The sequence below is a fragment of the Kitasatospora sp. NPDC001660 genome, assembly GCF_053596725.1.
Map to the genome: position 1 here is coordinate 122,322 of NZ_JBSFGU010000004.1, position 11,918 is coordinate 134,239.

Genomic DNA, 11,918 nt, shown 5'->3' on the forward strand with positions numbered 1-11,918 from the left:
GTGCTCCTTGGCTCTCGGGGCCCGGCCGGGCCTGCGGGGCCGCCGGCGGGTTTGACGGTTCCCATTGTGCCGGGCCACACAGCGGCGCCCCAAAGCGGGTGGCCCGTCTATCGCGTCACATGCGACGGCCCCGGTGGCCCGGCCCTCGGACCGTCGCCGCATCGCAGGTCCGCCCTCAGACCGCCGTCGGGTCCTCGCCGCGGTCCAGGGCCTTCCACAGGTCGGCGGGGGTGTCGGCGCCCTTCGCGGGGGCCTTGCGGGTGGGCGCCTCGTAGCGGCTGCCCATGGCCGGCCAGCCGCGGCCGAAGCGGAGCGTGAGCAGCCCGGCGACCGCGAGCAGCGCCCCGCCGGCCACCGCCACCCAGGGCCAGGCGGTGTGGCCGACCCCGGTGGCCGTCGAGCCGGCCAGGGCGAGCTTGCGGGCGGCCTCGGCGTCCAGCGCGGTGGTGTCGCCGGAGCCGGCCACCGCCGTGGCGGCCACGCCGAGCCCGGCCAGCAGGGTCAGCGCGCCCACCGCGAGCCGCCCGGCGCCGCGCACCGCGAACACCGCGATGGCCGCGGCCAGCCCCACCAGGGCCAGTCCGCCGGGCAGTTCGGAGATCTTCCCGCCGGTGACGGACACCTCCAGGGTGCCGGCCCGGCCCTGCGCCCAGTCCCGGCCGACCGCGGTCAGCACCAGGACGGCGCTCAGCACGGTCAGCAGCAGCATCATGCCGAGCGTCCGCCGGCTCGGCCGCGCGGCCGGGGCGGTGTCGGGTACGGGGTTCTGGTCAGCGCTCACCGGTCCACTATCCCCCGCCCGACGGCTCAGGCTTCACCCGGGGTGGGCGGCCCGGCCGGGAAGCCGTCGGTCTGCAGCACGAGCGTGCGCTCGCCCAGCGCGAGGAAGAGGTCGTTGCCGAACGGCACCCGTTCGGCCTCCCGGTACACCCCGCCCGGAGCCGGGGCGGTGTGCACCGTGCAGACGCCGGCCGCCGGGTCGATCACCACGTACAGCGGCACCCCGGACTCCGCGTACGCGCGCGCCGCCGCACCGCGGCCGCCGCCCGGGGCCGCCACCTCCAGCACGGCCTCGACGGCCGGCCCGCCGTAGCGCCCGTCGGCGCCCCGCCCGGCCCCCGGGGCGATCACCGCGAGGTCGGGTGCGAGGCCGCCGGGCGCGGCCGGGAAGTCGATCAGCACCTGCGACAACACCCGGCCGTGGCCCGCCAGTTGGTCCATGATCTGCACGGCGGCGCTGAGCACGGTCTCCCACCGCCGCTCGTCGTGCGGCATCCCAGACATCCCGGACATCCAAGCCGCCTCCCTGCCCAATCCGACGGACCCTGCGAAAGCTACGAAAGCTCCGGCGTCCGCAGCGTATTGGCGGTGGCGATCGCCCGCAGCACGGCGGCCGCCTTGTTGCGGCACTCGGTGTCCTCGCCGTGCGGGTCGGAGTCGGCCACCACGCCCGCGCCGGCCTGCACGTACGCGGTGCCGTCGCGCAGCACCGCCGTCCGGATCGCGATCGCGGTGTCGGAGTCGCCGGCGAAGTCCAGGTAGCCGACGCAGCCGCCGTACAGGCCGCGGCGGGTGGGCTCCAGCTCCTCGATGATCCGCATCGCCCGGGGCTTGGGCGCGCCCGAGAGGGTGCCGGCCGGGAAGCACGCGGTCAGCACGTCGAAGGCGGTCCGCCCGGGCGCCACCCTGCCGGTGACGGTCGAGACGATGTGCATGACGTGGCTGTAGCGCTCGATGTGCATGAAGTCGACCACCTCGACACTGCCCGGCTCGCAGACCCGGCCGAGGTCGTTGCGGCCGAGGTCGACGAGCATCAGGTGCTCGGCCCGCTCCTTGGGGTCGGCGAGCAGCTCGGCGGCCAGCGCCGCGTCCTCGTGCGGGGACGCGCCGCGGTGCCGGGTGCCGGCGATCGGGTGCAGCATCGCCTCGCCGTCGGTGACCTTGACCAGCGCCTCCGGGCTGGAGCCGACCACGTCGAAGCCGCCCTCCACGCCGCCGTCCGGGCCCGGGAAGCGGAACAGGTACATGTACGGGCTCGGGTTGGTGGTGCGCAGCACGCGGTAGACGTCCAGCGCGGAGGCCGGGCAGGGCGCCTCGAAGCGCTGCGAGGGCACGACCTGGAAGGCCTCGCCGGCCCGGATCCGCTCCTTGATCACGTCCACCGCGGCCCGGTACGGCGCGCCGCCGAAGGGCGAGCGGACGTCGCCGGGGCCGGCCGGGGTGAAGGTGGCGAGCCCGGGGTCGACCGGCTTCAGGAGGTCGGCCTCCATCGCGTCGAGCCGGGCCACCGCGTCCGCGTGGGCCTCGTCGACGCCGCTCGCGAGGTCGTTGTGGTTGACGGCGTTGGCGATCAGCAGCACCGTGCCGTCGACGTGGTCCAGCACGGCGAGGTCGGTGGCGAGCAGCATGGTCAGCTCGGGGAGCTGAAGGTCGTCCGGGTTGAGGTCGGGCAGCTTCTCCAGCCGGCGGACGACGTCGTAGCCGAGGTAGCCGACCAGGCCGCCGGTGAGCGGCGGGAGGCCGTCGTCGGCGTGCCGGGGGGTGTGCAGCGCCTCCAGCGCGGCGCGGAGCACCTCCAGCGGGTCGCCGGTGGTGGGGATGCCGACCGGCGGGGTGCCGAGCCAGCGGGCGGTGCCGTCGGGGCCGGCGGTGAGGGTGGCGGCACTGCGGACGCCGACGAAGGAGTAGCGCGACCAGCTGCGGCCCTGTTCGGCGGACTCCAGCAGGAAGGTGCCGGGCCGCTCACCTGCCAGGCTGCGGTAGAGGCCGATCGGGGTGAGGCCGTCCGCGAGGAGCCTGCGGGTGACCGGGATGACCCGGGTGTCGACGGCGAGCTTGCGGAAGGCTTCGAGATCCATGGCGGGCGGCACCTTCTGGGTCGGGGGCGGGGTCAGGCGAGCGGGAGCACGTCGGCGTCGAAGCAGGTGCGGTCGCCGGTGTGGCAGGCCGCGCCGCTCTGGTCGACCCTGACCAGCAGGGTGTCGCCGTCGCAGTCGAGCGCCACGGACTTGACCGCCTGGACGTGCCCGGAGGTGTCGCCCTTGACCCAGTACTCGCGGCGGCTGCGGCTCCAGTAGGTGCAGCGGCCGGTGGTGAGCGTGCGGTGCAGCGCCTCGTCGTCCATCCAGCCGAGCATCAGCACCTCGCCGGTGTCGTACTGCTGCGCGATGGCCGGCAGCAGGCCGTCCTCGGTGCGCTTGAGGCGGGCCGCGATCGCGGGGTCCAGGGCGGTGGTGCCGGGGGCGGCGGGTGTGGTGGACATGGGGACATTGTGTCAGCCCGGCCGGGCCCACCGGTGCGCCGTCCGCATGGCGGCCGGGGCGGGTCAGCGGGGCCGCTCGCAGCCGGCGGGCCAGATCCGGTGGACGAACAGCCCGGCCTTGCGTGCCAGGCCGGCGACCCGGGCCGGTTCGCTGCCGGGCCCGCCGTCCCACGCCTCTCCGTCCCAGACGGCGATCAGCTCGTCGATCATGCCGACCAGGGCGCGCCCGGTGTCGTCACCGAGGCCCCCGCGCTCGGCCGGGGCGAGCCGGTGGACGGCGTTCGCCTCGTTCATCAGCGCGAGCCGGGTGGCCCGGTGGCGGTCGTCGGCGCGGCCGACGGCCGGCGCGCTCGCGGGGACGATGATCTCCAGCTTGCCGCCGTGCTCCAGGACGGACCGGGCGAACCAGCTGTCCGGCCCCTCGTCGGCGCAGGTGACACCGACCAGCTCGTACGGGCCGAAGGTGGTGACCAGGTGCCAGAGGTCCCCGCGGACCAGCATCTCCGTGATGCCGCCCGACAGGCCCTGGTGGCCGGTGATTCCGACGCGCATTCCCAACTCCCGGGATCGTGTCGTGCCGCCGGGAGCCTATCCGCCCCCCCTGACGGGCCGGGGCCGCGGGACGAGTTCGGCCAACCGCCTGCCGGAAGGGCCCGCACTGGGCCATCCTCGTGGCCATGACCTCCGAGCAGCCGCCGCCCGCAGCCGCCGACTCCCGCCCCTCCCGGGGCCTGGTCCTCACCGTCGCCGCCGTCCTGGCCGTGCTGCTCGCGGTGGTGGCCACCGTGCTGCTCTGGCCGGACGACAAGCAGCCCGCCGCCGCACCACCACCGCCCACCCCCACGGCCACCCCGACGCCGACCCCCACACCGACCCCCACCCCGCCGTACGCCTTCTTCCCGGTCGGCACCTGCTTCGACCACCCGCAGCTGAGCCCGGCGATCGTCAGGTCGGAGGAACGGCCCTGCACCGGCGCGCACGACGGCGAGGTGGTCGCCGACCTCAAGCTGCCGGAGGGCCTGAGTGGCGACCTCAAGATCAACCTGACGATGCTCGACGGCTGCAAGGAGGCCGAAGCCGCCGCCAAGGCCCGCCAGGGCGACGGCCGCACCTACTACGGCCGCCCGCTCGGCCCGACCATGGCCAACTACCAGCAGGGCTGGCGGGATTACACCTGTGCCCTGACGATCAGCAACCACCAGGGCGGCCCCAAGCTCACCGGCCACCTCCGCTGAGCGACCGCCGCCGCGCGACGTTCTAAGGTGGCGCCATGTCGAACCACGCCCTGGCCGAGCGCCACCGTCTCGCCGAACTCCTGGCCGCCGCCGGGCCGGACGCGCCCACCCTCTGTGCCGGATGGACCACCCGCGACCTCGCCGCCCACCTGGTGATCCGGGAACGCCGGGCGGACGCGGCGGCCGGCATCCGCGTCGGCGCCCTCGCGGACTGGACCTACCGGGTGCAGTCCGCGTACGCCGAGCGCCCGTACGAGGAACTGCTGCGGCTGTTCCGCTCCGGCCCGCCGCTCCTCTCCCTCTTCGCCCTGCCCGGCGCGGACGAGGCGGCGAACACCGTCGAGTACTTCGTGCACGCCGAGGACGTCCTGCGCGCACAGGACGACTGGACCCCGCAGCCCGTGCCGCCCGGCCGCGCCGAGGCCCTGTGGCGCCGCCTCCCCCTGCTGGCCCGTCTGGAAGCCGGCCGCCGCTCCCCCGTCCGCCTGGAACTGCGCCAACCCGACGGCCGCTCCCTCACCACCGGCCCGGCCGGCACCCCCGTCGTCCGTATCACCGGCGAACCGGGCGAACTGATCCTCTTCACCTACGGCCGCGGCGCCCGCACCACCCTCGACGTGGACGGCCCCGCTGACGCCGTCGAGGCCCTCCGGCACGCGCTGCCGCTGCCGTAGGGCGCCCAATGACATACAAAAGCAAAAGAAATTTAGATACAAAAGAGAATAGTAATTGCGTGGGCCCTCTTCAGTCAAGGAGGGGCTCGCGCATTAATGAGCAAAAACAGCAGATAGTCAGAAACATGGGCGTGCTCCCGGCGCCACCAAGGGGCGACAGCGAGATCTGCGCACCTCGCCTACACGGCGAGGTGCGCAAGAGACAAAACGAGCAGAAGAATAACCAGCAAGACACCTCGATAAACATGGCAAAGAATTGCAGCGCCCCCCGGCAAGTGATGGGGTGCCTCAGGGGAAAAACCCAAGCGCCGCCGCCTCGGCCCGCCGAGGCGGCGGCGAATGCAAAGTAGAACAGGGCGGTCTCCTTCAGGGTGGGTCGCACTAAAATCAGCGAAGACAAAGTCAACCACCTGATGGAAATGCCTCGATAGACATCACTGAAAGCATTAGTCAGAACTTTCCGGAAGCAGGGCAGCTCAGCCGAGGATTTCGATGGCCTGCTCGCCCGCCTCGCCGGGGCGGCGAGACGGGCTCGTTACCCGCACGAGCTTGCCCGCGATTCGGAGAGGAGAGACAAACTCACCGCAACCGCCCCTCTGCTCTCGGGCGAGCGCTACTGAACATCCGCAGAGGTCGTGGTTAAGTACGCCTTCCCTTTTCAACGCGCAACTACCGCACTGTGGCGAGGATCTCGAACTCAGACAGTCTGCCCGCCGGGATTTCCGAGGGACACCGCAAACAACCGCACCACTAATGCCATGAATCCAGGGAGACGCTCGGACCGTCGTTGAGGTAGCTGATCAGAGCTTCCTTGGTCGTGGAGACGAATTCCTCCGGCACGACATCGATGCCGACCCACGCGACTTCCGAGTGCTTGGCGGGTTCCCCGTTCGTGAGTTCGCCGGACCACCGGTGGGCGGCGAAGACGACGGTCAGGAAGCCGTTGGGTGCCTCGACTCCTCGAGCCCCATGGATGACGTGGACCAGTCGCAGATCCTCTGGAGTGACGACGAGCCCGGTCTCCTCCTTGAGTTCGCGAACCGCCGTCTCCGTGATCGGTTCGCCGGGTTCGCTCTTTCCGACGGGCAGATCCCACATGCCTTGGGCGAACTTGGCCTTGGGTCCTCGCCGAAGGAGTACGACGCGCCGGGCTTCGCGGTCATGGACGATGACGGCGGCAACCAGCAGGGTCATCGACTCCATAGCGGGCTTGAGAGCAGCGATCTGATCGGCGGTCGGCTGAGCCACGTCGGTCGGGTCCTTCCTGCGGTGCGGCTGTCATGTCAGTGCCTCGCGTGCGCGGCGCTCCAGATCGATGACTCCCGGAACACCGCGTCTACGGTAGATCGCCAAAACAGGGGCGGATGGAAGAGACCCGCAGCACCGTGCCGCGCTGGATCTGGCCAGACGGCGGAGACAGCACCCTTCCGCCGGGCATGTTGGGCTTCCAGCCGCGCGGAAGCCCTGGCGGGGGCTCCTCGGGACCCTGCCCCCGCCAGCTCCGAAACGGCTGCGGCCCGATCCTCGATGACTTCGAGGACCAGGCCGTACATGCAGAGTCAGACGGGGAGTGATGTCTCTGGATCAGAGGGTGATCAGCTTGCGGATCGCGTCACTGACCTCGGGCAGCTCGCCCGCGAGTGCCCACTGGTGGGCATCGTGCTCGGTGAGGACAACGGGTTCGGTCTTCTCCACGGTGACCGCGAAGTTGAACTGGCGGGTGGTGCCGCCGCGGCTGTTCTGGTAGTCGAAGTGACCGATGTAGCCGCTGACCTGATCGATGATCAGGCCGGTCTCCTCGGCGGTCTCCCGGCATAGGGCGTCGAGGATGGACTCGCCGACCTCGACCGTCCCGGAGGGGATCTCCCACATCCCGCCCATGTAGTCGTCGGGGTTGCGCCGTACGAGCAGGACCCGGCCGTCGTGGTTGATCACAGCGGCGGCGACGAAGCCGGTGATGCCGACAGCTTCGGCGTCGGCCGCCAGGCTGGCCACGAACGCGGGGGAGATGACGGTCACAGCAGCTCCTTGTGCTGGTCGCTGATCTTGATGGCCGCGCGGACGTACTGCTCGGCCAGTTCCAGATCCTGCTCACGATGCCAGACCGGGAGCTTGATCGTGTGGGCGCGGGCGTGCTCGGCGACGGGGAAGTCCCCGGCCTTGTATCGGCGGTGGGAGTGCGGGTGGCCGGGGAAGAGCGAGGCGGGGTGCTGGTAGAGCGGGAGCTGGTTCATGGGGCAGGTGGAGCCGGGGCGGTCGAACTCGGTGGCGCCCTCGGCGATCAGTGCCTGGTGAAACGTCTCGATCGGCAGGCCGCCGAGCTCGTCCGGCCGGTACGTGAGCGTCAACCCGTACCAGGACGGGATCACCCCGTCGGGCATCTCGGTGACCTCCAGGCCGGGGATCCGGGCCAGTCGGCCGGTGAGGTAGCGGGCGATCTCCGCCCGTCCGGCGAGGTAGCCGTCGAGCCTGGCGAGCTGGTCGTGGGCGATGGCGGCGGCGAGGGGGTGGATCCGGAGCTTGAGGCCGGCCCCGGTGACCGCGTACCGCGCAAGCGGATGGCCTTCCGGGATCTCGGTCCTGGCCCGCTTGTTGTAGTGCGCGAGCGTGATGACCCGGTGGTAGATGTCGTCGTCGTCCGTCAGGACGAACCCGCCCTCGCCGCCGGACAGCGGCTTGGGGCCGTTGAGGGAGAAAGCCGAGGCGAGGCCGAACGTGCCGACCTTCTGCCCGGTGATGGTCGCACCATGGGCGTGGGAGCCGTCCTCCAGCACCGCCAGGTCGTGCGCGTTCGCGGCGGCGACGAGCTCGGTCATGTCGGCGGGCTTGCCCCACAGGTGGGTGACCATGACCGCTCGGGTGCGGGGCGTGATCAGCTCCTCAATCCGGTTCGGATCGATGTTGCCGTCCGACCGGGTCTCGCACAGCACCGGCACGGCACGCAGGTGGAACAGCGGGGAGGCGGTGGCGTGGAACGTCCAGGCCGGGACGATGACCTCGTCGCCGGGCTTGATCCTCGCGGCCCAGTAGGTGGCGTGCAGGGCGGCGGTGCCGGAGCTGGTGGTGACCGCGTGCCGGACGCCGAAGTAGTCCTGCAGTCCGTTCTCCAGCTCGGCGACGACGCCGGAACGGCCGGGGATGGAGATCGACTCCTCCAGCTGGGCGCCGACCTTGGCGCGGGTGGTGTCGTCGATCGGCGGCCAGGTGAAGTGCGGGCTGGCGGCAGTCACTTCGGGCTTTCCGCCAAGCAGGGCGAGGGCGGAGGTCACAGCATCTCCTTCGGGTCGATGTAGCGCCCTGCCGTCTTGGACTCGTAGCAGGAAGCAATGAACGCGGCGTGGGCGAGGTGCTGGTCGGGGCCGGAGGTGTTGGGGCGTTTGCCGTCCAGGACCCGGCAGAAGTAGTCGATCTGAGCAGTGGCCACACTCGCGGGGGCGTGCGGCCGGGCCAGCTCCTCCACGACCGTGCCATCCAGGGCCAGCCGCTGGAGGTGCCCCTTCGTCAGCAGGACCGAGCCGCGCGTGCCGACGACGTGCAGCTTCTCGGTCTTCGGAGCCACCCAGCGCGACAGCAGCACCGAGCCGTACAAGTCGGTGTCGTAGCCGAGCTGGATGACGGCGGTGTCCTCGGCGTCGTAGGCGGCGCCGGGCACAGCGGTGGCGGAGAAGTCAGCCATGACCCGGCTGGGCAGACCGAAGTACCACAGCAACAGGTCGACGAGGTGGTAGCCCATGTCGATGATGCAGCCGCCCCCGGCCTGCCGGACGTCCCCGCGCCAGCCGGCGCCGGGGTCATCGGTATGGAAGGTGTACTGGGCGTCCAGCAGGAATGGGGTGCCGATCTGGTCGAGGAACTGCACCACCGAGGTGTAGATCGGGTTGAAACGCCGTTGGAGGGTGACCATCAGCTCCACCTGCCCGGCCTGGCAGATCGCGGCGAGCTCGCGAGCCTCGGTGAGCGTGGTGGCAAACGGCTTCTCCTTCATCACATGCACGCCACGGGCCGCGCATTCCTCGATCACGGCCCGACCGGCGCAGTGGGGAACCGCGACGATGACGAAGTCCGGAGCCACCGCGTCCAGAAGGTCGACGGTCCGGGTGAACGCGGGCACCTGGAGCGATTCCTGCCGCTCGCGCAGGGTGTTGGGGTCGCTGTCGCAGACCGCGACGAGTTCGGCCCGGTGAGAGCCGAGCAGGCCGGGCAGGTGGTCTTCGAGGGCCTGGTGGCCGAGGCCGATAACCGCAGCGCGACGCTTCATGAGCAGACTCCTTCGGCTTCGTGAAGGAACTAGGTCGATATGCGTCGAGTACAGCCCAACCCACCGTCACCGAACAGGCATTGTCTGTAGTCCCCGGGTTGTCTCGCCCTTGCTGGCAGTAGGCTCGCGGTCACTGTCGATGATGGGATTGACCCCGTGGACGACCCGATCCGGCACCCCCTCGCCTATGCCCGCGACTTGCGCGGCTGGTCGCAGAGCGACCTGGTCGCCGAGCTGAACAAGGCCGCCCGCCGCCATGGACTTCTGTCCGGTGCCGACAAGACGGCCGTCAGCCGGTGGGAGCACTGGCGCAAGACGCCGAACATCGACTCCCAGCTGTTGATCGCCGAAGCCTTCGACATCCCGGTCTCGGATATGGAGGCGTACGGCTGGCCCTACTGGCTGCCCGGGCGCGATGAGCCGCTGCCGCTGGGGCCCGCCTACACCGTCCAAGCACTCCACGATGCACAGAGAGCCTCCATGGACCGCCGCAACTTCATGACCTTCAGCGCGATCTCGCTGGCCGGCTTGGCCTCCCAGTGGGCCACGATCGGACCCGAACGCCTCAGCATGGCCCTAGGCGGCAAGCGGGTTGACGGCGAACTCGTGGACTGGCTGGAGAACACCAGCAAGGGGCTGACAGCCCTGCCCACCGAACAGCGCCAGCACACCATCGGCCTGATGGACGCTCACCTCACTACGGTCACGGACCTGCTCAAGGACGGCGTCTACAGCGAGAGCACCGGCCGACGCCTCCACCTGCTGGCGGCATCGCTCGCCACCATCTGCGGCTGGCACCGCTTCGACCAGGGCCAGCACTGGGCCGCGGGCAAGCTCTGGGAGGCCGCCCTGCAGTCCGCGCACGCCGCCGGCGACCGCGACCACGGCGCCGGAGTGCTGTCGGACTTCGCCTACCAGGCCAACTGGCTCGGCGAGCCGAAGGTCTCCGTCGACCAGCTCGGACACGCCCTGTCCGGCATCGAGCACCCCACCGCGCGGTCCCTGCTGTTCCTCCGCCGGGCCAGAGCCCACGCCGCCCTCGGCGACCGTACGGCCTGCTACCGCGACCTGTCCGAGGCCGAATCCGCCCTCGCGATCGAGGCCACCGACCCCGCCCCGGGGTGGTGCGAGTGGATGAGCCCGGCCGACCTCGCCGTGGACTCCGGCCAGTGCCTACTGGACCTCGGCCGCACCGAGGAGGCGCACGCCCAGATCACCGAGGGCATGATCCTGCTGCCCCGCGCCAGGGACAAGACGCGCGGAATCTTCCTGACCTACCAGGCCAAGGGCTACCTCCAGTCCAACGACGTCGAGCAGGCGCTCGCCGTCACCAACCAGTCGCTCGACCTGGCCACCCGCATTGGTGCCCCCCGGTGCGTCGCCCTGGTCCGCGAGCTTGCACCGGCCTTCAAACCCTACCGCCAAGTCGATGGTGTCCCAGAGCTCCTGAAGCGCCTGAGGGCCAGCTGAGCGCGTCGGCCAGGTTCAGATGCCACACAGCCTGCCGTCCCATTCCCCGACACGCCGAACCCGCAGCTCAGCCCGTCTCCGGCTGCGAATGTCAGTGCCCCGGTGCAGACTCACAGGTGGCCGGGAGGGGGCGTGCGCGCGCCCAGCGGAAACCGTCCCGGTCAGTTCTCCGTCGAAGGGGCACCACCTCATGCTCACCACCGACTTCCCCGCCGGCTCGCCCTGCTGGATCGACCTCGGCAGCCCGGACATCCCCGCCACCGCCGACTTCTACAGCAAGGTCTTCGGCTGGACGTTCCAGTCCGCCGGCCCCGAGGCGGGCGGCTACGGCTTCCTCCAGCTGGGCGGCAGGACCGTCGGCGCCGTCGGCCCGCTCGACGAGGGCGACCGGTCCTCCTGGACGACGTACTTCCTCACCCCCGACGTGGACGCCGCCGTCAAGACCGCCGAGCAGGCCGGCGGCACGGTGCTCGTCCCACCGATGGACGTCATGGGCGAGGGCCGCTTCGCCCAGGTCGCCGACCCGCAGGGCGCCCGGTTCGCGCTCTGGGAGGCCGGCAACACCAAGGGCCTGGACACCGTCTCCGCGGACAACGCCCTCTGCTGGTCCGAGCTGCACACCTCCGACCAGGACGCCGGGTTCGCGTTCTACCGGAGCCTCTTCGGCTGGCGGGTGGAGAACTTCGAGCCGTCCCCGGGCATGTCCTACCGGGTGGTCTCCACCGCCGACGGCGATCAGCAGGAGACCAGCTTCGGCGGCATCGCCCCGGTGATGCAGGAGGGCCAGCCCTCCGCCTGGACGCCGTACTTCGCCGCCGCCGACGTGGACGCGCTGGTCGCGAAGGTGACGGCGGCCGGGGGCTCGGTGCTGATGCCCGCCTCGGACGTGGACAACGTCGGCCGGATCGCCTGGCTCGCGGACCCGAACGGCGCCCCGTTCGCGCTGATCAAGGGCGAGCCGCGGCGGTAGCACGGGAGAGGGCCCGCCAGAACGGCGGGCCCTCCCCATGAGACGAACA

General features: G+C 71.2%; 13 protein-coding genes. 4 read left to right on the top strand and 9 right to left on the bottom strand.

What is annotated here, in order from left to right; genetic code table 11:
* Positions 1 to 175 precede the first annotated feature (175 nt).
* From ACWCXH_RS05880 to ACWCXH_RS05900, 5 genes are all read right to left on the bottom strand, one after another.
* On the bottom strand, positions 176 to 781 hold the full coding sequence (locus ACWCXH_RS05880; protein WP_449800083.1) for a TIGR02234 family membrane protein: 606 nt from the start codon (positions 779 to 781) through the stop codon (positions 176 to 178).
* Between the two features lie 26 nt (positions 782 to 807).
* Positions 808 to 1,293 (bottom strand): Uma2 family endonuclease, encoded by a 486-nt coding sequence (locus ACWCXH_RS05885; RefSeq protein WP_449800084.1) that lies wholly within the window; start codon positions 1,291 to 1,293, stop codon positions 808 to 810.
* 41 nt (positions 1,294 to 1,334) lie between these two features.
* Positions 1,335 to 2,858, bottom strand: a complete 1,524-nt coding sequence (locus tag ACWCXH_RS05890; RefSeq protein ID WP_449800085.1) for an anthranilate synthase component I — start codon at positions 2,856 to 2,858, stop codon at positions 1,335 to 1,337.
* 32 nt (positions 2,859 to 2,890) lie between these two features.
* On the bottom strand, positions 2,891 to 3,262 hold the full coding sequence (gene hisI / locus ACWCXH_RS05895; protein WP_449800086.1) for a phosphoribosyl-AMP cyclohydrolase: 372 nt from the start codon (positions 3,260 to 3,262) through the stop codon (positions 2,891 to 2,893).
* Positions 3,263 to 3,325: 63 nt separating this feature from the next.
* Entirely contained in the window at positions 3,326 to 3,814 is a 489-nt protein-coding gene (locus ACWCXH_RS05900) for a hypothetical protein (RefSeq protein WP_449800087.1), read from the bottom strand.
* Between the two features lie 125 nt (positions 3,815 to 3,939).
* Between ACWCXH_RS05900 and ACWCXH_RS05905 the strand changes: the two genes are divergently transcribed.
* Complete coding sequence (locus ACWCXH_RS05905) at positions 3,940 to 4,497, top strand: hypothetical protein (RefSeq protein WP_449800088.1); 558 nt, start codon at positions 3,940 to 3,942, stop codon at positions 4,495 to 4,497.
* A gap of 35 nt (positions 4,498 to 4,532) precedes the next feature.
* Positions 4,533 to 5,171, top strand: a complete 639-nt coding sequence (locus tag ACWCXH_RS05910; protein WP_449800089.1) for a TIGR03085 family metal-binding protein — start codon at positions 4,533 to 4,535, stop codon at positions 5,169 to 5,171.
* A 750-nt stretch (positions 5,172 to 5,921) separates the two neighbouring features.
* On the opposite strand, the gene ACWCXH_RS05915 is transcribed toward ACWCXH_RS05910, so the two are convergent.
* From ACWCXH_RS05915 to ACWCXH_RS05930, 4 genes are all read right to left on the bottom strand, one after another.
* On the bottom strand, positions 5,922 to 6,419 hold the full coding sequence (locus ACWCXH_RS05915; RefSeq protein WP_449800090.1) for an NUDIX domain-containing protein: 498 nt from the start codon (positions 6,417 to 6,419) through the stop codon (positions 5,922 to 5,924).
* Positions 6,420 to 6,755: 336 nt separating this feature from the next.
* Positions 6,756 to 7,190, bottom strand: coding sequence for an NUDIX hydrolase (locus tag ACWCXH_RS05920; protein ID WP_449800091.1), 435 nt, complete (start codon positions 7,188 to 7,190; stop codon positions 6,756 to 6,758).
* Positions 7,187 to 8,440, bottom strand: a complete 1,254-nt coding sequence (locus ACWCXH_RS05925; protein ID WP_449800092.1) for a DegT/DnrJ/EryC1/StrS family aminotransferase — start codon at positions 8,438 to 8,440, stop codon at positions 7,187 to 7,189. Before ACWCXH_RS05925 ends, ACWCXH_RS05920 begins: the two co-directional genes overlap by 4 nt.
* Complete coding sequence (locus ACWCXH_RS05930) at positions 8,437 to 9,429, bottom strand: Gfo/Idh/MocA family protein (RefSeq protein WP_449800093.1); 993 nt, start codon at positions 9,427 to 9,429, stop codon at positions 8,437 to 8,439. Before ACWCXH_RS05930 ends, ACWCXH_RS05925 begins: the two co-directional genes overlap by 4 nt.
* Positions 9,430 to 9,585: 156 nt before the next feature.
* On the opposite strand from ACWCXH_RS05930, the gene ACWCXH_RS05935 reads away from it, so the two are divergent.
* Positions 9,586 to 10,899, top strand: coding sequence for a helix-turn-helix transcriptional regulator (locus tag ACWCXH_RS05935; protein ID WP_449800094.1), 1,314 nt, complete (start codon positions 9,586 to 9,588; stop codon positions 10,897 to 10,899).
* Between the two features lie 190 nt (positions 10,900 to 11,089).
* On the top strand, positions 11,090 to 11,869 hold the full coding sequence (locus tag ACWCXH_RS05940) for a VOC family protein (RefSeq protein WP_449800095.1): 780 nt from the start codon (positions 11,090 to 11,092) through the stop codon (positions 11,867 to 11,869).
* Positions 11,870 to 11,918 lie beyond the last annotated feature (49 nt).

What these genes read in the sequence shown, in the direction of transcription:
- ACWCXH_RS05905 (WP_449800088.1), top strand. Translation starts at nt 3,940, where the DNA reads ATGACCTCCGAGCAGCCGCCGCCCGCAGCCGCCGACTCCCGCCCCTCC.
- ACWCXH_RS05885 (WP_449800084.1), bottom strand. Translation starts at nt 1,293, where the DNA reads ATGTCCGGGATGTCTGGGATGCCGCACGACGAGCGGCGGTGGGAGACC.
- hisI (WP_449800086.1), bottom strand. Translation starts at nt 3,262, where the DNA reads ATGTCCACCACACCCGCCGCCCCCGGCACCACCGCCCTGGACCCCGCG.
- ACWCXH_RS05930 (WP_449800093.1), bottom strand. Translation starts at nt 9,429, where the DNA reads ATGAAGCGTCGCGCTGCGGTTATCGGCCTCGGCCACCAGGCCCTCGAA.
- ACWCXH_RS05900 (WP_449800087.1), bottom strand. Translation starts at nt 3,814, where the DNA reads ATGCGCGTCGGAATCACCGGCCACCAGGGCCTGTCGGGCGGCATCACG.
- ACWCXH_RS05910 (WP_449800089.1), top strand. Translation starts at nt 4,533, where the DNA reads ATGTCGAACCACGCCCTGGCCGAGCGCCACCGTCTCGCCGAACTCCTG.
- ACWCXH_RS05940 (WP_449800095.1), top strand. Translation starts at nt 11,090, where the DNA reads ATGCTCACCACCGACTTCCCCGCCGGCTCGCCCTGCTGGATCGACCTC.
- ACWCXH_RS05890 (WP_449800085.1), bottom strand. Translation starts at nt 2,858, where the DNA reads ATGGATCTCGAAGCCTTCCGCAAGCTCGCCGTCGACACCCGGGTCATC.